General features: G+C 71.6%; 18 protein-coding genes. 9 read left to right on the top strand and 9 right to left on the bottom strand.

Annotated elements, in window-relative coordinates:
- The first annotated feature begins 201 nt into the window (after nt 1-201).
- The 5 genes from ACFVYS_RS04830 to ACFVYS_RS04850 all read left to right on the top strand — a co-directional run bounded on the left by ACFVYS_RS04830 (nt 202) and on the right by ACFVYS_RS04850 (nt 5267).
- Complete coding sequence (locus tag ACFVYS_RS04830) at nt 202-1704, top strand: MFS transporter (RefSeq protein ID WP_389498865.1); 1503 nt, start codon at nt 202-204, stop codon at nt 1702-1704.
- A gap of 120 nt (nt 1705-1824) precedes the next feature.
- The gene (locus ACFVYS_RS04835; RefSeq protein WP_389498866.1) at nt 1825-2910 is read left to right on the top strand and encodes a Ppx/GppA family phosphatase; all 1086 of its coding nucleotides are present in this window, start codon (nt 1825-1827) and stop codon (nt 2908-2910) included.
- Between the two features lie 487 nt (nt 2911-3397).
- On the top strand, nt 3398-4414 hold the full coding sequence (locus ACFVYS_RS04840; protein WP_389498868.1) for an iron-containing redox enzyme family protein: 1017 nt from the start codon (nt 3398-3400) through the stop codon (nt 4412-4414).
- Between the two features lie 12 nt (nt 4415-4426).
- Complete coding sequence (locus tag ACFVYS_RS04845; RefSeq protein ID WP_389499100.1) at nt 4427-5089, top strand: HemK2/MTQ2 family protein methyltransferase; 663 nt, start codon at nt 4427-4429, stop codon at nt 5087-5089.
- Nucleotides 5070-5267, top strand: coding sequence for a CDGSH iron-sulfur domain-containing protein (locus ACFVYS_RS04850; RefSeq protein WP_057604023.1), 198 nt, complete (start codon nt 5070-5072; stop codon nt 5265-5267). Before ACFVYS_RS04845 ends, ACFVYS_RS04850 begins: the two co-directional genes overlap by 20 nt.
- 182 nt (nt 5268-5449) lie before the next feature.
- On the opposite strand, the gene ACFVYS_RS04855 is transcribed toward ACFVYS_RS04850, so the two are convergent.
- Complete coding sequence (locus tag ACFVYS_RS04855; RefSeq protein ID WP_389498869.1) at nt 5450-5884, bottom strand: protease inhibitor; 435 nt, start codon at nt 5882-5884, stop codon at nt 5450-5452.
- A 357-nt stretch (nt 5885-6241) separates the two neighbouring features.
- On the opposite strand from ACFVYS_RS04855, the gene ACFVYS_RS04860 reads away from it, so the two are divergent.
- Nucleotides 6242-6841: a hypothetical protein gene (locus ACFVYS_RS04860; protein WP_389498871.1), complete on the top strand. Its 600-nt coding sequence runs from the start codon at nt 6242-6244 to the stop codon at nt 6839-6841.
- 181 nt (nt 6842-7022) lie between these two features.
- Here the strand turns inward: ACFVYS_RS04860 and ACFVYS_RS04865 are convergent, their stop codons facing one another.
- On the bottom strand, nt 7023-7949 hold the full coding sequence (locus ACFVYS_RS04865; protein WP_389498873.1) for a 5'-nucleotidase: 927 nt from the start codon (nt 7947-7949) through the stop codon (nt 7023-7025).
- Between the two features lie 631 nt (nt 7950-8580).
- On the opposite strand from ACFVYS_RS04865, the gene ACFVYS_RS04870 reads away from it, so the two are divergent.
- The gene (locus ACFVYS_RS04870) at nt 8581-8946 is read left to right on the top strand and encodes an STAS domain-containing protein (protein WP_389498875.1); all 366 of its coding nucleotides are present in this window, start codon (nt 8581-8583) and stop codon (nt 8944-8946) included.
- Between the two features lie 279 nt (nt 8947-9225).
- On the opposite strand, the gene ACFVYS_RS04875 is transcribed toward ACFVYS_RS04870, so the two are convergent.
- The 3 genes from ACFVYS_RS04875 to ACFVYS_RS04885 all read right to left on the bottom strand — a co-directional run bounded on the left by ACFVYS_RS04875 (nt 9226) and on the right by ACFVYS_RS04885 (nt 11654).
- On the bottom strand, nt 9226-9693 hold the full coding sequence (locus tag ACFVYS_RS04875; RefSeq protein WP_389498877.1) for an SRPBCC family protein: 468 nt from the start codon (nt 9691-9693) through the stop codon (nt 9226-9228).
- A 225-nt stretch (nt 9694-9918) separates the two neighbouring features.
- Nucleotides 9919-10875, bottom strand: a complete 957-nt coding sequence (locus tag ACFVYS_RS04880; RefSeq protein ID WP_389498879.1) for an anti-sigma factor RsbA family regulatory protein — start codon at nt 10873-10875, stop codon at nt 9919-9921.
- A complete protein-coding gene (locus ACFVYS_RS04885; protein WP_389498881.1) occupies nt 10872-11654 on the bottom strand; it encodes an MEDS domain-containing protein in 783 nt (260 codons plus the stop codon). Before ACFVYS_RS04885 ends, ACFVYS_RS04880 begins: the two co-directional genes overlap by 4 nt.
- 318 nt (nt 11655-11972) lie before the next feature.
- Here ACFVYS_RS04885 and ACFVYS_RS04890 point away from each other — a divergent pair, with 318 nt between their 5' ends.
- On the top strand, nt 11973-13142 hold the full coding sequence (locus ACFVYS_RS04890) for a lactate 2-monooxygenase (RefSeq protein ID WP_389498883.1): 1170 nt from the start codon (nt 11973-11975) through the stop codon (nt 13140-13142).
- Nucleotides 13143-13217: 75 nt separating this feature from the next.
- On the opposite strand, the gene ACFVYS_RS04895 is transcribed toward ACFVYS_RS04890, so the two are convergent.
- The 4 genes from ACFVYS_RS04895 to ACFVYS_RS04910 form a co-directional block, all read right to left on the bottom strand.
- Nucleotides 13218-14861, bottom strand: coding sequence for an RICIN domain-containing protein (locus ACFVYS_RS04895; RefSeq protein WP_389498885.1), 1644 nt, complete (start codon nt 14859-14861; stop codon nt 13218-13220).
- A 437-nt stretch (nt 14862-15298) separates the two neighbouring features.
- On the bottom strand, nt 15299-15676 hold the full coding sequence (locus tag ACFVYS_RS04900) for a toxin Doc (RefSeq protein ID WP_389498887.1): 378 nt from the start codon (nt 15674-15676) through the stop codon (nt 15299-15301).
- A gap of 3 nt (nt 15677-15679) precedes the next feature.
- Nucleotides 15680-15925 carry a hypothetical protein gene (locus ACFVYS_RS04905; protein WP_037735240.1) on the bottom strand — a complete coding sequence of 82 codons (246 nt, stop codon included), beginning with the start codon at nt 15923-15925 and terminating at the stop codon, nt 15680-15682.
- A 138-nt stretch (nt 15926-16063) separates the two neighbouring features.
- Nucleotides 16064-18304 carry a glycoside hydrolase family 9 protein gene (locus ACFVYS_RS04910; protein WP_389498889.1) on the bottom strand — a complete coding sequence of 747 codons (2241 nt, stop codon included), beginning with the start codon at nt 18302-18304 and terminating at the stop codon, nt 16064-16066.
- Between the two features lie 218 nt (nt 18305-18522).
- On the opposite strand from ACFVYS_RS04910, the gene ACFVYS_RS04915 reads away from it, so the two are divergent.
- Nucleotides 18523-19089 (top strand): cysteine hydrolase family protein, encoded by a 567-nt coding sequence (locus tag ACFVYS_RS04915; RefSeq protein WP_389498891.1) that lies wholly within the window; start codon nt 18523-18525, stop codon nt 19087-19089.
- The last annotated feature ends 153 nt before the right edge of the window (nt 19090-19242 follow it).

Here is a 19242-nt window from a genome sequence, read left to right on the forward strand (position 1 = left end):
GGCATATCCGGGACCCCCTCCGGCCGGGAACCGGCGCCCGGCCGCGGGTCCGCCGCCGCGCGGGTCTGCTCCTCTTACCGGCGAAACTCGAGCCTCGCTAACGAAACTTTGCCGTTTCGCAGAAACTGGTCTAGCCTCCAGGTGTACGAAACCGTTTCGTTTACGTGTTCTTTGCCCTCACGTCCCCTGGAGTGGTTCCCCATGTCTCCGAAGACCTTGACGGACGGCACCCGCACGGGCGCCGACCAGGGGCCGTCCGCGGCATCCGCCAAGAAGTGGTGGATCCTCGCGGTCGTCGCCCTGGCCCAGCTGATGGTGGTGCTGGACGCCACCATCGTGAACATCGCCCTGCCCTCCGCCCAGGCCGACCTCGGCTTCTCCGACGGCAACCGGCAGTGGATCGTCACCGCCTACGCGCTGGCGTTCGCCTCCCTGCTTTTGCTCGGCGGCCGGATAGCCGACCTCTTCGGCCGTAAGACCGCCTTCCTGATCGGGGTCGTCGGCTTCGCCGCCGTCTCCGCCCTCGGCGGTGCCGCGACCAACTTCGAGATGCTGGTCACCGCCCGCGCACTCCAGGGCGCCTTCGGCGCGCTCCTCGCGCCCGCCGCGCTGTCGCTGCTCAACACCACGTTCACCGACGCCAAGGAGCGCGCCAAGGCGTTCAGCGTCTACGGCGCCATCGCCGGCGCGGGCGGCGCGGTGGGCCTGCTGCTCGGCGGCATCCTGACCGACGCGCTCGACTGGCGCTGGACGCTCTACGTCAACGTGGCCATCGCCGTCGTCGCCTTCGCGGGCGGCTGGCTGCTGCTGTCCAACCACCGCGACGCCGAGAACTCCAAGCTGGACGTGCCGGGTACGGTCCTGGTCGCCGCCGGTCTGTTCTCCCTCGTGTACGGCTTCTCCAACGCGGAGACCCACGACTGGGACTCGCCGCAGACCTGGGGCTTCCTGCTCGCGGGCGGGGCGCTGCTCGCCGCCTTCACCTGGTGGCAGACCCGGGCCGCGCACCCGCTGCTGCCGCTGCGCATCCTCCTCGACCGCAACCGGGCCGCCTCGTTCCTGGCCGTGCTGATCTCCGGCGCCGGCATGTTCGGCGTGTTCCTCTTCCTCACGTACTACCTCCAGCTGAACCTGGGCTTCAGCCCGACGAAGACGGGTGTGGCGTTCCTGCCGATGGTCGGGGCGCTCATGGTGGCGGCGCAGATCGGCACCACGGCCCTGGTGCCGCGCCTCGGCCCGAAGGCGGTCATCCCGCTGGGCTTCGCGATCGCCGCGGTGGGCATGGCCTGGCTGACCGGGATCGGCGTCGGCTCCCACTACCTGAGCGCGGTGCTGCCGCAGCTGGTCATCACCGGTTTCGGCCTCGGTCTGGTCATGCCGCCCGCCATGCAGCTGGCCACCGGCGGGGTCGCCGCCGAGGACGCGGGCGTGGCCTCGGCCACGGTCAACGCCATGCAGCAGGTGGGCGGTTCGATCGGCACCGCCCTGCTGAACACCCTGGCCGCGAGCGCCGCCGCCGACTTCCTGGTCGGGAAGAACCCGGCGAACAAGCTGGTCCAGGCGCAGGCGACCATCGAGAGCTACACGACCGCCTTCTGGTGGTCGGCCGTCTTCTTCGCCGCGGGCGCGGTCATCGCGTTCCTGCTCTTCCGCCGCGGGGTGCCGCAGCAGGACGCGGACGCGGCCCCGGTGGTCCACATGTGACGGGCCCTCCACCCGCCGCACGAGGGAGAGGGGCCGCCGTCCGCGAGGGACGGCGGCCCCTCTGTGTCATGCCCGCAAGGGCGGGGCGCCCGGAGGTTTAGCCCTGGGTACTCGCGGTCCATGAGAATCAGCGTGCTGGACGTGGGCTCGAACACCGTGCGGCTGGTGGTGGCGGACGCGGCGGGCGGGGTCCCTCTGCCGGTACACACGGCCAAGTGGCGCTTGCGGCTGTCCGAGCAGGTCGCGCCGGGCGACCCCATCCCGGAAGAGGCCGTGGAACGCCTCGTCCGAGCGGTCGCCGCGGCGGCCCGTACCGCGGACCGGTGGGGTGCGGCGGGCCCACTCGCCTTCGCGACCGCCGTGGTGCGCGCGGCCCCCAACCGGCGCGAAGTACTGCGCGAGGTCCGGTCCAGGACCGGCGTCGCACTGTGCACCCTGCCGGGTGAGGTGGAGGCCGAGCTGACGTTCCTCGGGGCCCGCCGCTGGATGGGCTGGCGCTGCGGGCCGCTCGCCCTGCTGGACATCGGCGGCGGCTCCTTCGAAGTGGCCTTCGGCCGGGGCCGGTTGCCGGACTTCGTGGCCTCGCTCCCCCTGGGAGCGGGCCGGCTCACCCACGACTTCTTCGCGGACCACGACCCGCCCTCCCCCGAGGCCCTCCGTGCGGCACGGCGCAGGATCCGCCACCAGCTCAGGGACGTGGCGGCCCGGGTCCGCTGGGAGGGTCCGCGTACGGCGGTGGCGACCTCCCGCACCTTCCAGCAGCTCGGCCGGCTCTGCGGGGCCGCCCCCGGACGGCACGGCCCCTTCATGGACCGCACCCTGCGCCGCGGCGACCTGCGCGAGGCCATCGCCACCCTGGCCGCCCTGCCCGCCGCCGAACGCGCCCGGCTGCCCGGCATCTCCGCGCCACGCGCGGCGCAGAGCCTGGCCGGCGCGGTGATCGGGCACACGGCGATGAAGCTGACCGGGCTGACCTCGGTCACCGTCTGCCCGTGGGCGATCCGCGAGGGCGTCATGCTGCGGCACATGGAGGACGGCCCGGCCTGGTGGGCCGAGGTCAGCCGGCACACCGACAACGAGGAGGAGGCACCCCTGGAGCCGGTACCCCTGCGCCTCACCCAGCACGTCCCCTCCCCTGCCCGGCCACCGTCCGGCCCCACCTCGCACCGCCCGACAGAAGAACCGGCGACAGACCGAGCCCACTGACCCCCGCACCGGCCCCCTGCGGCGAGCCCCGGCCAGGGAAACCGCCGCCCCCCTCGGCCACGGCCCGACGCGCTCCGTAGAAGTCGTGGGACGACCGAGCCGGGGACGATCGAGCTGGGGACGACCGAGCCGAGGGTGGCCGGTCGCTCGGATGCCGGACAGAGGTGCACGCAGGCGGGCCGGGCGCACCACCTGCGCGAGCCGCCTGGACCGGGCGAGAAGGTGATCTCGCCGCTCGGGTACCGCTCCCGGCGGCCGCCCGCCGGACGCTCGGGTTGATCGGAGCAGGTCGGCACGCATCGGAGCAGGCGGGCCGCCCAGGCCCGGCCCGGCCAGCGTGAGCCGTCGGAAGCCGTGGCAGGCCGTGGCAGGCGGTCGGATGCGGAGCGTTGCTTCGCGTGATCCGGACCTGGGCGGGGGATCCGGACCTGGGCGGGGGATCCGGACCCGGGCGGGTGATCCGGCGGGTGTGGGGTACCCGGCGCGCATGGCACACGACCCCCATGGACCACAGCTGCCGGTCGCCCGCGGCCCGGTGTCCGCGGCCGTCCGCGGATATCTGGCGGGCACGGATGCGCTCCCGGCGGCGGAGACGGTCGCGGTCGCGTCCGCGTACGGCGACGACCTCCAGCTGGCCCTGTACCTCTGCTACGAGCTGCACTACCGCGGTTTCGCGGGGGTGGCCCCGGACCGGGAGTGGGATCCCGGTCTGCTGCGGGTGCGGGCCGCGCTGGAGCACCGCTTTCTGACCGCCCTGCGCGAGGACACACCGGTCCACGACTCCGTCGAGGAGGCGCTCGCGGAGCTTCTCGTCGAGCCGGTCGAGGGCTCGGGCGTCAGCCATTTCCTCGCGGCCGAGGGCGAGTTGTGGCAGCTGCGCGAGTACGCCGCCCAGCGCTCGCTGTACCACCTCAAGGAGGCGGACCCGCACGCGTGGGTGCTGCCGAGGCTGTGGGGCCGGGCCAAGGCGGCGATGGCGGCGGTGGAGTTCGACGAGTGGGGCGGCGGTCGCCCCGAGCGCGTGCACGCGCAGCTGTTCGCGGACCTGATGACGGACCTGGGCCTGGACACCACCTACGGCCGCTATCTGGACGCCGCGTGCGCCGAGATGCTGGCCACGGTCAACCTGATGTCCCTCTTCGGCCTGCACCGGGCCCTCAGGGGTGCCCTCGTGGGCCACTTCGCGGCGGTCGAGATCACCTCCTCGCCCGGCTCCCGGCGGCTCGCGCAGGCGATGCGCCGCGCGGACGCCGGACCCGCCGCCGAGCACTTCTACGACGAGCACGTCGAGGCCGACGCCGTGCACGAGCAGGTGGTACGCCATGACGTCATCGGCGGTCTGCTGGACGAGGAACCGCACCTCGCCCCCGACATCACCTTCGGTCTCGACGCCACCGGGCACCTGGAGGACCGCCTCGCCGCCCGCCTGCTGAGCGCCTGGCGCTCGGGAGAGTCCTCCCTGCGTACGCCGCTCCCCCATCAGGAAAAAGCCCATATTTCGTGATTGTCTGGGTACTTGGTCGACGTGAACCCACTCGTACTCCCGGGCGTGTACGCCCCTCAGGAGGACACCGCCCTGCTGGCCGGGGCACTGTCCGAAGAACCGCTGCTCCCGGGCGCCGACGTCCTCGACGTGGGCACCGGCACCGGCGCGCTGGCACTGGAGGCCGCGCGGCGCGGCACGCGGGTCACCGCGGTCGACGTGTCCTGGCGCGCGGTGTACTCTGCCCGCCTCAACGCCTGGCGGGAACGGCTGCCGGTGCGTGTGCACCGCGGCAACCTCTTCGCCCCCGTGCACGGACGGTCCTTCGACCTGATCCTGACCAACCCGCCGTACGTACCCGCGCCGGCCGGCGACCGCGTGGGCCGCGGGACGGCCCGGGCCTGGGACGGCGGCGGTGACGGCAGGCTCCTGCTCGACCGGATCTGCGTCGAGGCGCCCCTGCTGCTGCGGCCCGGCGGCGTGCTGCTGATGGTCCACTCCGCGCTCAGCGACCCCGCGAGCACTCTCACGGTCCTGCGCGCGTCCGGCCTCAAGGCGTCCGTGACGCGACGCCGCCGTATCCCCTTCGGCCCGGTCCTGCGCGAGCGCAGGGACTGGCTGCGGGAGCGGGGTCTGCTGTCCGACGACGACGAGAACGAGGAACTGGTGGTCGTCCGTGCCGAACTCCCCAGCTGACAGGCCCTGTCGGATCAGCGTCCAGCGCCAGGGGCCCCTGCTCGTCGAGGGACCCGTCGAGGTGGAACTGGAGGACGGCACCACGGTCGCTTCCGACCGCTTCCGGGTCGCCCTGTGCACCTGCCGGCGCAGCCGCCGTTACCCCTGGTGCGACACCAGCCACCGGGAGCGGTCCTAGGGATTCCTGGGGACCCTCCGGCACGTCCCACTCGTGGAACGAATGCACCGGAGGCCGGCGGACAGCCCCACACTGTCCGTCCGGCCTCCGGGTACGGAATCACGCTGCTCCCGTGTCAGGGGCTCGCACTCCCCACCTCACGAGCCTCTCTGGACGTCCACGGGGACCACGCGATCCCGGTCTCAGAACGCGAAGAGGCTGCTCCCGGCAGCGTTCTTCACGCACTCGTTGGAGAAGGCGCGCTCGAAGGAGACGCGCTTGCCCTGCCATACGCCGTCGACGGTGACGACCACCGGGTCGTACTCCCTCGTGCAGACGGCGTCGCCCGGACCCGCCAAGGCGTCCAGATCGCCGCCGGCGGCGCGCAGTTCGGCGCAGGCGCGAGCGGCGTCGGGGTGGGTGCCGGAGGGCGTCGGGGCGCAGCTCAGGGTGACGGCCCGGGCCGCGTTGACGGTGGCGGCGGTCTCTCCGTGGCCCACGGTCAGCACGAGAGCCGACGGGGCGTAGAGGGAGGTCGGCGCGGCGGCCGGGGCGGCGAGCGCGGATCCGGTGAGGGATCCGCAGACGGTGGCGGCCGTGAGGCCGAGGGTCGCTGCCCAGCGCGCGGTGTTCCGCATTGTGTGCATCCTTCCGCTCGATTCGGGGGTGTGCCGGTCCGGCTCGGTCGGTGTCGAACGCGGCGAGCGCGAGTCTGCCTAGTCCACCGCCGAATCTCACATCGACCCCATGGCTTTCAGTAACCTTGCGTATTGAATCAGTGGCGAGAAGTAACGGAATTCGAACGTTCCAACGCCGAAAGCAAGCGCTTCTTGATCCCTTCGATCGTCTCGATGACCGGTTTCCATAGCTTCGTTAATCGGCCTGAAACATTCCGCCTCGGCCTCCGGATCTCTCCGCGCACCCCTCCGTTCCGCTCTCGGCGGACTTCTTCTCGACCCCTTGTGTTCATGTACCTGCGGAGTAATCGTCATTACATGATTACGACCGAGCAGAAAGAGAAGCTGAGGGGCTGGTTCATCGGCCGCCTGCCGGACGAGCTCTTCGAGGAACCCGCCGAGGTGACGGTCGACCGCGAGGAGATCACCGTGATCGGCCGCATCCCCGCGCCCCGGCTGGCCGAGGACGTCTCGGCCGCCGAGCGGGAGGCGGCGGTCGGCGCACGGATCCAGGAGTTCCGGGAACGCACCCGGGAGACGCGGATGGCCGTGGCCCGCGACGCCGAACACCGGTTCCGCCGGAAGGTGTCCTGGGGTGTGGTGTGCGACGGGGAGCGCGCCCTGTTCACCCACGTCGCCGCGCCCGTCATGACCCGGCTGCGGCAGCCCGAACGCCAGGTCCTCGACACCCTGATCGGCGCGGGCGTGGCCCGCAGCCGCAGCGACGCGCTCGCCTGGTGCGTGCGGCTCGTCCAGCGCCACACCGACGACTGGCTCACCGAGCTGCGCGACTCCCTCGAACAGGTCCAGCGAGTGCGGGCCCAGGGACCTGACGCGGCCCCCGACTCCGCCTCCGACTCCGGCGCCAGTCACGGAGATACGGCGGATCCGTCCACTCCCGACGCGGAAGAAGAATGATTCCCCCCTGCCCGCTGTCTTGCCCCACCCCGTTGGTTCGGCAGTCCGGTCGGGAGACTTGCGCATCCTCACCTGCCCCGCCGACCACCGTCATGCCTTCCCGGCAGATCTGCACTGACCTCGGGCTCATGGCCTGCACCGCGACCCGTCAGACGGGCTCTACGGACAGTCGTCCCATGCCTCACTCGTTGATCTTGCCGAAGGGGATGTGCACACTCGGGGTGCTGCGGGACGTCCCGGTGAGGTGGCTGACCTGGTCGTCGAAGAAGATGTGGGGCTTGAGCACCCGCATGATCGTGCCCTTGTCTATGCCTCCGAGAAAGAACGCATCGTTGACCGTCAAACCCCACCCCTTGAGGCTGCGCACCGCGCGTTCGTGGGCCGGGGCGCTGCGGGCGGTGACGAGTGAGACGTGCACACGGATCTTGTAGTCCGGGTTTCCGGTCCGCTGTTCTTGTTCTCGCCGCTGGACCCTGTTGAGGCCGGCGAGGAAGTCCCGCAGTGGACCCGGATCGTGCGGGGTGGCGGCGTTGACGGTCTCGTGGGAACGGAAATCTTCTATACCGCCGCTCTGGAAGACCTGTTCAGAGGCGTCGTCGGCGAGAACTCCATCGAAGTCGAAGGCGATCCGTAGGTCCTGGTCGTCGATGTCGTCCGCGGCTGCGGGGCCCAGGACGCGGCCTGCCGGCAGGCCGAGCGCGACGGCCTCGCGGACGTCGGTCTCGTTCGCCGACAGAAACAGGGACATGTTCAGGGCCGGCATGAAGTGGTAGGGCGAGCGTCCCTGCATGAAGATGGCCCGGCTGATCGACAGACCGTGCGACTCGATGGACCGCATGACCCGCAGGCCGGTGTCGGGGTCGTTGCGGGACAGGACGATGACCTCCACCAGAGGATCCTCAGGTGACAGATCGTTCAGGGACAGCAGTCGACGGATGAAGGGAAAGGCCACCCCGGTCCCCAGCATGTCGCCGAGATGCTCTTCCTGGTAGGCCCGGTACACCTCTTCACCTTGCTCGCGAAAGACAGCATCCGCCTCCGCCAGGTCGAACAGGGCGCTGGAAGCGATTCCGATGACCAGGCGATCGGCGAGTTCGTAGACGGGCACGGGCCTCTCCCTTCCTGCACGACACAAACAGGTGTGGCACTCACGGCATTGGACTGCCGCACCTGTTTCGCGGCAACACCCTCACCGGGACGCGCCTCTGGGAGTCGTTCTGCTGTCACCTGCCCCTCCCCCTGAGCACGTAGAGGGGCCCTGGCACCGTACGGCGCCAGGGCCCGAAGGAACTGCTACACCATCCGCCGGCCCTACTGCTGCACCGGCCTTCTGTTTCCGCAGACCCGACCGAGACGCAGTCGGGACTGCCGGGATCGCGGTTGCTCGACCGGAGACCTGCGGTACTGCTCACGGCGGCCCCTGACCTGCGGCCGCCCGGTCCGGTCGTCAGCCCCGTCGCCGTCCTGCGACAACCCTGGCTTCGGAACTCCACCACCGCACCGTCCCGCGCACTGCAACTGCGTTACTGCCGCCCGGCAGTTCGTGTCTGCCGGGCCCTGCTGTCTCTCTGGTCTACAAGAGAAACCATAACCACGCCATTAACCAATGTCTACTCTCGTCAGGGTAGATTTTCTGAAGTTGGATGGTGAGGTACGGTCGTGCGCAGTGATGGAGGGCGAACCGTCGGGGCCGCGTCCCGGCGATCGCATCAGATGGCCCAGGAGTAGTCGAGGAGACGGTGACCCACATCCAGAAGGAGGACCGGCCCGGCCGGTTCTCCGTCCAGACCGAGGTGGTCGACGGCGTCCTCGTCGTGACCGTGCACGGCGAGATCGACCACGACGTCAAAGACGTCCTCAGCCGGGCGCTGACCTATGAGGACGGCATGGCGCCGCCCCGGATCGTGGCAGATCTCAACGGTGTGACCTTCATGGACTCCAGCGGGATCAACGTCTTCGTCGCCGCGCACCTGCGGGTGAGTCGGGCTCAGGGGTGGCTGCGCATGGCCGGCGCCCAGGAGTCCGTCGTACGCCTGCTGCAGATCGTCGGCGTCGACGCCTTCATCCCCTGTCATCCCACTGTCGAGCAGGCTCTGAAGGCCTGACCGCCCCGATTCGGCCAGGCCCAGACCCGGGGCCGGGCCCAGGCGAGGTCCTGCACCTGATAGGCACCCTGCCAGGCGACGCCGAAGGGCAGGTTCACCGTCAGGCGCAGTCCCTCTACCGAGCGTCGCGCAGCCGCGGCGGCCAGGGGGCCGGCGTCGACGAGCTGGGCGCCGGTCTCCTCCAGGACGATGCGCACCAGCGCCGGCCGGTGGCGATCGAACCGGACCGTCTGCCGAACGCCGGGACGGGGTCCTCCGCAGCCGCCGAGTCAGCCCGAGTCAGCCGGCCCGTTCGACGTACGACGCCAGGTTGGCCAGCGAGGAGGCGATCCCGGCCTCGTGCACCGCTTGGTCGATGCCGGGTGGCACATCCGTGGCGGTGACGGTCACCTCTGTCCCGTCACCGGCGGCAGCGAGGTGCCAGGTCATCGTCATGGTGCCCGCGTACGACGGATCGTCCGCCTCGAACACGGCCCGCTGCACCACGCGCTCGGGTGGCACCAGTTCGGCGAACCCGACCTCGACGACATCCGTCGCCTCCGAGGTCTTGCCGGGGCTGCCGGTGGGGTCGAGGTGGGTGAGTACCATCCGGAACCCGCCACCGGGACGGGGATCCCACCGCTCGACGCGTCCGCGCATGCCGTCCGGCGGCAGCCAGGTCTGCAGGGCCTCCCGGTCGAGGAGGGCGTCGTAGACGGCCGCCGGTGGTGCCGCGATCATCCGGCCGGCGCGGTCGGTCCTGTGCACGGTCCGAGTCTAGGACGGCGGTGTCGGGTGGGCAGACCGAACGGTCACCAGGGCCCCAGGACGACGAGGACACCGTCAGGGACGGTCCACCGCGCTCGCTCGCCACCGGATCCCTCTGGGCTGCTCACCCGGACCCCTCCCGGACCCCTCACGGATCCCTCCCGGAACCCACCAGGGCCCCGCCCGGAGCTCTTCCGCGGGCCGACGGGCCCGAGTGGCGTGCGGTCAGCCGGGGAGTTCGGTGTGGAGGCGGATCGTGGTGCCGGTGTCGGGGGCGGAGCGGATCTCGACGAGGTCGCACAGCTGGTGTGCCAGCCACAGCCCGCGTCCCCCGATCTGCGTGCCGTCGGGCCTCGACCGGCCTGTCAGGGGGTTGTCGATGTAACCGGCGTCGCGGAACTCGCACACCAGCCGGTGGTTCTCGCTCCACGTCCGCAGCACGCCGTGCCCGCCGCCGTGCCGGATGCTGTTGGCGGCCACCTCCGTGGCGGCCAGATGCAGCTCGCGCAGGCGCCGGCCGCCCAGCCCGTGCCGTTCGGCGCAGCGCCCGATCTTCTCCCGCAGCGCCGGCAGGTCGCCGCCGGCGTAGACGAACTCCTCGTACGGGTCACAGGGGTCGGTCAGCGGGACGAAGACGAACGGCGCCTGCGGGTCGTAGTCCGTGCTCGGCATGCTGCGGCCGCCCGTGCGGATCTCGGGATGGCAGCGGGTCATCTCCTCCAGCGCGGCCTTCTCGCCGGCGACGTCGTACGGGCACAGCAGCCACCAGGCCGGGCTGTCGGCGAAGGCCTTGTTCAGCAGCCACTCGTGGTAGCGCAGTTCCTGCGCCTCGGCGGGGCTGCGGACCTCCTCCCACGGCGATTCGCCGATCCCGCGCACCGGGCGCCCCTGGGAGACGTACTCCTTGATCCACTCCTGCCAGGCCCCGATGAGCCGGCCCGGGTGGTGCGCGGTGAGCGTGGTGTCGACGTAGCGCACCGCAGCGTCATCGGTGATCTGGGCACGCAGCAGGGACACCTTGTCCTGCGGTACGGCCACGACGACGGCCTCGCCGGCGTCGAGCGCCTCCTGGATGAAGCCCAGCGTGCCCTCGATGAACTCGCCTCGGCCGCAGTACGGGTACAGCTCGTGCCGGTAGCCGGTGCCGGAGGGCGCGGCAGGGGGGCGGGAGGAGGAGGTCACAGCGCCATCACCACCGGAACGCGGGGGACGGCGAAGCCGGACAGTTCCCAGGCCAGCCGCACGGTCTCGTTCGTCCCCTCCAGGACGACCTTCCGGTCCGGCAGGTGTCCGGCAGCGTCGGCCAGGGCGCTCATCCCGGCCGCGTCGAAGAAGTCCAGGGCATGGCAGAACAGGCGCACGGTCGTCTTCCGGGCGAGCAGGGTGCGCAGGATGGCTCCGAAGGCGGAAGCGCCTTCGCTGTCGACGACCCCGTTCACCGTCCAGCCGTCCTTTCTCGTCCGGTACACCTGGAATGCGGGTGACACCGGGCGGCTGCCCAGATGGTGGGGGTGGGCACACCTGACCTGTTCCAGTGTAGGAGCGTCCCAGTCGGCGCCGTGATAGGCGCAGACCACCAGAGCGCCGCTGTCGGCGGCGAACTCCTCCAGGTCCAGCTCGCTGCGCAGCAGCTGCTCGGACGGCCGCGCGGAGCCGTCGGGCCGGACGTGGTGCAGTACCCGAAGCGAGCGGAACCCCTCGCGGCCCGCGTTGGCGGCCTCGCGGCGCACCGCGGCCAGGAGGGAGCCTTCCAGCCGGGCGGGGTCGAGGACCAGCTGGGCGAATTCGCTGCGTGTCTCCATGGCCGGCCCGACGATCACCACCTTGTCGCCGAACAGTGCCCCGTCCGCGACGAAGGCCCGGCTGCGGTCCATGACATCGTCCGCCGGATCCAGCAGCTGGCAGACGTGGTCGCCGGTGCCGACCTCGTCCAGGGTCGCCAGAGTGCGCGCCGCTCTCATGCTCCTCCCCTCGCTTCGGTGACCACCCTACTGATCCGTGCGTCGTGGTCCGACGCCTCCCGCCCCGGCTGCCCGTGCCCCGCGCAGCCGGATCCCGCTGGAGGGCGTCTCTTCGGGGTGGGTTGCCCGGATTTCAGGCGTCCCGGCCCCTTCACGCCGGACGCGGCGCGGGCCGTCTTCCAGGCTCACGCCGTACTGATCACCGTCGGCTCCCTCACCGCCACCGTCCCCGGACCACCGCCACCGACCCGCCGGTATGGTCGCGCCTGCGACGGCGACGACGCCGGACCACGGGACGGCGAGAGGCGGGACGTACGGATGGCGAAGCACTGGGCGGACTTCCAGTACGAGATCTATCTCAACGGGATGACGGGCGCGGTCCCCCGGCTGCCCACCGACCTGACCCGGCTCGAGGAGCTCACCGCACAGCGCCTCGGCCCCGGGCCGGTCGGCTATGTGTCGGGCAGCGCGGGGGACGGCAGCACGGCGCGGGCGAACCGCGCGGCCCTGGAGCGCCGCCGGATCGTGCCGCGCATGCTGCGGGACGTGCACGAGCGGGACCTGTCGGTCGAGGTGCTGGGCCGTGCCCTGCCCGCGCCGCTCGCTCTCGCGCCCGTCGGCGTGCTGTCGATCATGCATCCGGAGGCCGAGTCCGCGGCGGCCCGGGCGGCGGCCGCGCAGGGGGTGCCGTTCGTCCTGTCGTCGGCGTCCAGCACGCCGATCGAGCAGGTGGCCGAGGCGATGGGGGATGCCGAGCGCTGGTTCCAGCTGTACTGGTCCAAGGACCGCGAGGTGACCCGCAGCTTCCTGCAGCGGGCGCGGACGAGCGGGTTCACGGTGCTCGTCGTCACCCTGGACACCCCGCTGCTGGCGTGGCGGCCCCGCGACCTCGACCAGGCCTATCTGCCGTTCCTGCACGGCGTGGGCACCGCCAACTACTTCACCGACCCGGCCTTCCGGGCGGGCCTGGCCAAGCCGGTGCACGAGGACCCGAACGCGGCCGTCCTGCACTTCGTGAGTCTGTTCGCGGACCCTGGCAAGACCTGGCCGGACCTGGCGTTCCTGCGGGAGAACTGGGACGGGCCGATCGTCCTCAAGGGTGTGCTGCACCCCGACGACGCCCGGCTGGCCGCCGACGCCGGGATGGACGGCGTGGTGGTCTCCAACCACGGGGGCCGGCAGGTCGCCGGTTCGGTCGCGGCAGCCGACGCGCTGCCCCGGGTGGCGCGGGCGGTCGGCGACCGGCTGACGGTGCTGTTCGACAGCGGGGTGCGCACCGGCGACGACGTCTTCAAGGCGCTCGCCCTCGGCGCGCGGGCGGTACTCCTCGGCCGTCCCTACGTCTACGGCCTCGGCCTGGACGGACAACCCGGCGTCGAGCACGTGATCCGCTGTCTGCTCGCCGAGTTCGACCTCACCCTGGCGCTGTCCGGCCACGCCGGGCCTGGGACCGTGGGCCCGGCGGACCTCGTCGAGGACGCCGGGTGACGGCGGTCGGGTGACGGCGCGGCCACCGGTCACCGCCGTGCCCTCGGGCCGGCCGGGGTTCGCGTACCGGGTGGCTCAGGTGGTGCCGTCCGCCAGGTCGACCGGCTGGGCCGAGGCGGGCGCGTCCGTGCCGGTGACCGCGAGGGAACCGGGCGTGGCGGAGGCGACGTCGGTGAGCCAGCGCTGGCCGGTGGAGTGATCGCGGACCTTCACGACCACGTCCGCTCCCGGCTCCTCGCCGGCCGGTGCGAGGGCGAGCGCGTCGTCCCAGCGGGGCAGCAACTCGCCCTGCACGGTGAGGTCGTAGCGGACGTCGTCCCCTCGGGCGTCGGTCTCGTCCACGCACGAGCCGAGGATGACCACCCCGGCGTCCGCGTGGGAGTCCACGCAGAGGCCGGGCCCGGCCACGCTGCGCAACTGCCCGTCGTCGTCGTACGACCACTGCTGGGTCGCGTCGGAGGAGCAGTCCGCCAGTTCGACGGAGGAGCCCGCCCTCGCCTCGCCCCGGACGTCCAGGCAGAGGTCGGCGGCGGCGTTGCGCAGCCTGGTCTGCCGTGGCGCGGTGGGCAGTTGGGCGGTGTCCGGGGCGGTCGGCGAGGCGGTGGCGGCCTGCGAGTCGATACCGGGGACGCTGCCGCTGGTGGAGGCGGCCGGGTCGGCGCCGCCGTCGTCCGACCACATGCCGGCGGCGAGCAGGGTGGTCAGCAGACCCGCCGAGGCCAGGCCGACACCGGTGAACAGCGCGCGCGGTGAGCGGGGCTCCCCCGACGACCGCCGGCGGGGCGAGGGGATGCGCGAGAGCAGGTTGCCGCCCCTGCCCCGGGTGCCACGGGTCCCACGGCCGCCGTGCCGTGCGGAGCCCTTGAGCCGTACGGTCTGCTGCTTGGCGCGGCCGGGGCGGGTGTCGTGGTAGCGGCGGGCGCCCCAGCCGAGCACGGCCTCGGCGAGCAGCACGCCGAGGCCGCTCTCGAAGTGGCCGAGCTGTTCGGCGGCGGCACGGCAGTAGCGGCACTCGTCCAGGTGCTTGCGCACGTCCGGCAGGAGCTCGCCGCCGCGGCGGATCGGGACGTCGAGGAGCCGGTTGTAGAAGCGGCAGTCCTTGCTCGGGGCGAGTTCCCGGTGCGCCCGGACGACTCCTTCACGCAGTTTGTCCTGGGCCTGCTCCAGGACGGAGGCCACGGTGTCGGTGTCCATGCCGAGCAGACCGGCGGCGACGGTGATCTCTTCGGCCTCGACCTCCACATGCCACAGGACGCACCGGGCGACCGCGGGAAGGCCCTGGAACGAGCGTTCCGCCAGCACCCGGTTCTCCGGGATCATGGATTTCGCGGCCCGCATCCCACGGGCGCCGGCCGGCTTGCGCAGCACCGGCAGCACGCCGGACAGTTCCTCGTCCGCGGACCACAGCCGGGCCATGTCCCGCACGGTCACCAGCAGTCGGGGCCGCAGCGCGGTCCCCGGCTCGCCCAGCTTCAGCCGGTCGAGGACCTGGTGGAAGGCGGCCGCGGTGACCATGGACGCGACACTCCCGGAGGAGGCGAGGCAGATGACCGCGTACTCGTGCACCGGCCGCCAGTGCCGGGCGATCAGCAGAGCGGTGGACTGGGCGACCTCGCTGTCCGCGCCGCCACGTATACCCGCGGCGAGTGACTCGTCGGATTCTCCGGGACCCCCGCCCGGCGGAGGGTAGGGCGGACGAGGAGGCTGAGGGGTGGGCACTGAGCGCATTCCTTTGGTACGTACCTGTTCGGTGCGGCAGGGAGCGTGAATTCGCCTCCGCCGACGAACGCAGGGGGTTTGGTCATGACCCCCCGCACGGGCGGTTCACCTTTGCACAACTGAGTCGCGCACAACAAGGCGAGAGCTGAAGCTGCGCCTTGTTGATAGAAAGTCGATAGGCGGGGCCGGCTCGCACCGGGCATCCCGCCTTTCCGCGGCATCTGCCGGCCCGGCCGAAATCCGCCCTTGCGCCCCGTGTGAAACACGCGCACGCACCGGGGCGCCGCGCACTTTCCCGGCGCACCGGCCCGCGTAGTTGGCTGGAACCGGCCACTTCCTCGGAGGCCCCGCGCAGGACGGCGGCTCTCCTGCGCGAAACGGCCGCCGGCCTTGTTCCTCCCGCCCTCGGCCGGCGGCCCTGAACGTTTGCGCTTTGCCTATATCTGCCAGGACCGCAGCCGGTCCGCCGCGCCGTAGACGTCCGTCTTGCCGTCCAGCAGATCGCGGGCGAGGTCGACGAGCGCGCCGTACGGCGGATCGATACCGGCCCCACTGGTGAACATGTACGCCACCGCCGTCGCGCAGGCGAATCGGGCGTTGGCCGAGGGCAGGGGCTTGAGCACGGTGAGGGTGTGCAGCAGCGCGGCGGCCCGCCAGGCCGGGTCGGAGTCCACGCCCAGCTTGGGCGGATCGACCCGGTGCCGGGCGACGGCGGCGACCAGCGCCGAGAAGTCGTTGACGGTGGGCTGCTCCGGCAGAACCTCTTCATGGCGCTGGAGCAGCCAGGGCACGTCGATGTGGATGACGGAGGTCATCGGTCAGGCGACCCGCCCCTCGCCCCGCACGGAGCGTTCGTCCTCGGGAAAGGCGGCGGCGAACTCGTCCGCGTGCGAGGCGAAGAACCTGCGGAAGGCCTCCGCGCCCTCCTGGAGCGCCCGGTGCCGCGCGATGTCGGCGGCGGCCGCCTCCCGCACGAGTGCCTTCATCGACGTACCGCGTTCCTTGGCGATCTGCCGCAGGTCCTCCAGCTCGCGATCGCTGAATTCCACATTGAGGGCTGGCATACCCCTCACGGTACCGCGCGGGTACTTACTCGTAAATATCCCCAGGTCAAACTGATGACCGCGCGGTACCGGAAGGTGTTCGACCCTGCACATCGCCGATCAGCCAGGGCCTATTGCGATCCGGTTGCCGATCGCGCCCTATCCCTGATCCGCCACAAAGGAGGCCAGCCGGGCCAGCGCCGCGTTCCAGTTGATCGCGGTCTCGTTCGTGGACCAGGACTGGATGTCGTCGATATAGCAGAACTGGCCCACGCAGCCCTGCAGCTTGCCCTGTGCGTAGGGGTCCTGAATGCTCGAGTTCGCGCCGCCCGCCAGGGTGCCCCGCGGCGGGTCCGGCAGGTTCGGGTCCAGTTGGTGCGCGTACCAGCGGCTGTGCTGGTGGTGGGAGTTCACCTCGCCGTAGCCGGTGACGTACGACAGGTTGAGCGCGTTGCGCCCGAGGACGTAGTCCATGCTCTGGACGGCCCCGGCCCGGTACTTCGAGGCGCCGGTGAGGTCGTAGGCCGTGGCGATGACCACGGCGTTGTTGAGGACCTGGTGGCTGGAGCCCCAGTCGTAGCGGTTGCCGTCGGGGGCGTAGGGCATGCCGTACGGCTGCCCGGCCAGTGTGGCGAGATACGTGTCGGCGCCCCGCACGACCGATGCGCGGACCTTGTCGCGGCCGGGCAGCCGGTTCGGGACGGTCGCCAGGTCGAGGCGGCCGGCGGCGGCCGTGCGGGACCAGTCGAAGCCGCTGGGGACGAAGATGTCGGCCGTGTGCACCGGAGAGCTCACCACCTGGTCGGCGAACTGCTTCTCCCCCGTGCTGAGGTACAGCTCGGCGGCCGCCCAGTAGAACTCGTCGGTCGCGTCGTCGTCGTTGTAGGCGCCGCCGCCGATGCCGTCGTTCGGGTCGGCGTACACGTCCGGATGCGCGAGGGCCGCCGTGAAGGCCTTGCGCGCGGCCGTCAGCGCCTTCGCCGCGAAGGCCTTGTCGTAGGGCCGGTACAGGCGGGCCGCCTGGGCGGCCGTGGCGGCCAGATTGAGGGTCGCGGCGGTGGTGGGCGGGTGCAGTTCGCGCTTCTGCGGATCGTCGCCCGGCAGCAGCGGCAGGCCGGTCCACTGCTCGTCGTGGATCTTGTGGTGGGCCATGCCGGCGAGCGGCTGCCCGTCCGGCACCTGCATCTTCAGCAGGAAGTCGAGTTCCCAGCGGGCCTCGTCGAGGACGTCCGGCACCTTGTTGCCGCTCTCCGGGAGGGCGAGCGTCCCGTCGCCGAGAGCGGCCGGGTCGCCGGTGCGGGCGAGCAGGGAACGTTCGTAGGTGCTCAGCAGCTCCCAGGTGGCGATGCCGCCGTTGACGACGTACTTGCCGTGGTCGCCGGCGTCGTACCAGCCGCCGGTGACGTCGAGGGTGTAGTCGCACACCCCGGGCCGGCACGGGACCGCGGAGTCGCCCTGGTTGGGGGCCGCGTTCACATGACCGGCCGCCCTGCCGTACCCGGGCCGCAGGTCGTCCCGGATCGCGATGCCGCTGCGCTGCGTGTAGTAGTACTTCACCGCGTCCAGGCGCAGCTGATCGTAGGCGGCGGTGCCGATGTCGAAGGGGCGGCTGGTCTCGCCGTCGGCGACCAGCGTGAAGCCCGTCCCGCGCGTGCGGTAGCCGCCGAAGTCGATGGAGTGGACGTTCTGTCCGGAGGAGACGTCGAGTCCGCGCGGCACGCTCCAGCCGTGCGCGACCGTCGCCCCGGAGCCGTTCTTGAGCTGCCAGGGCAGCTTCGCGTCGGCGTCGGTGACCAGGGTGGCGTTCTTGGGTCCGGCCGGCAGATAGGCGACCTGGTTGACGCGCACGCGTGGCCCGGTGTCGGGCTGGTACACCTCCGGCGGCACCCCGCCCAGCAGCGACACGTCGTCCAGGCAGAACCGCCAGGGATCGGCGCTCCCGCCGACCTGGAAGGCGACCTGGCCCTGGGTGCTGTCGACCGGCGAGGTGAACGTGTACGTGTAGGCGTCTCCCGACTCGTTCAGCACCGGGGTCGCCTCGTACCAGGTGTCGTACGGGGAGACGCCGAGGCCCACGATCGCCCGCACCACATGCCCCTCGGGCACCCCGGAGGCGCTGAAGGAGAACCGGTACGACGACCCCTTCACCAGGGTGATCGCCTCCTGGCCGATGGCGGAGTCCCAGCGGTTGACGGTGCCGCCCGGCACGTCCGCGCACAGTCGGCCGTCGGTGAGAGCGGCGGTGACGTTGCTGGTCCACCACGGGTCGGCGGAGGTGCCGAAGCCGCCGTTCCTGACCTGTTCGACCTCCTCCGCACCGGCCGACTGCACGGGCAGCGCGGTGAGCGCAGCCCCCAGCAGGGCCGCGAGGGACAGCAGGGTGGTTCTGCGTCGTTTCACGTCCGGGCTCCTCGGGGAGGTGCGGGACGCTCCGTACGGGATGCGGGTGCCATCTCTCGTGGGAGCGCTCCCAGAGCGGGGTCGCAGGACATGGTTGTTGGAGTCATGACACTCCGTCAACGGTCCGGACGAGATGGCTTCGAGGCCGTTGTCAGTGGGGCGTCCTAATGTGGACCGTCCGAGCACCGATCACCCATGACGAGGAACCGGAGTTCTCCATGACCACCCTGCCCGACCGGCCGAACACCGCCCTGCTCGTGATCGACGTCCAGAAGGGCGTGGTGGCGGGCGCGCCCCGGCGCGACGAGGTGATCGCGAACATCCACACCCTGATCGACGCGGCCCGCGCGCAGGACGTGCCGGTCGTCTGGGTACAGCACTCCGACGACGACCTCGAACGGGGCAGCGAGAACTGGGAGTACGTCGAGGAACTGGTCCGCCTCGACGCCGAGCCGCTCGTCCACAAGACCTACCAGGACTCCTTCGAGGACACCGAGCTGGAGTCGGTGCTCGCGGCGCGCGGGGTGGGCCGGGTCGTCGTCACCGGGGCGCAGACCGACGCGTGCATTCGCTCGACACTGCACGGCGCCTTCGTGCGGGGATACGACGTGACACTGGTCGGCGACGCGCACACGACGGAGGACCTGAGCAAGTACGGCGCTCCGGCGCCGGAGCAGGTGATAGCCCACACCAACCTGTACTGGTCGTGGCAGAGCGCACCCGGGCGTGCCGCGGGCACGGTGGACACGGCGAAGGTGACCTTCGAGGCGACCGACGCGGGCTGAGGCGCCTTGGGCGCGGGTGATCGCGCGCGGGAGCGCCGGGCCGCCCGGCCCGGGCCGGTCTGTTCCGGGCCGGTCCGGTCCGGTCCGGTCCGCCGGGAACGGGCCGGACCGGACGGTTCCAGCAAGGCGGTCCGGGCCGGCTGGTGCGGGACA

The organism is Streptomyces sp. NPDC058295 (assembly GCF_042880655.1).
GTDB lineage: Bacteria > Actinomycetota > Actinomycetes > Streptomycetales > Streptomycetaceae > Streptomyces > Streptomyces coriariae.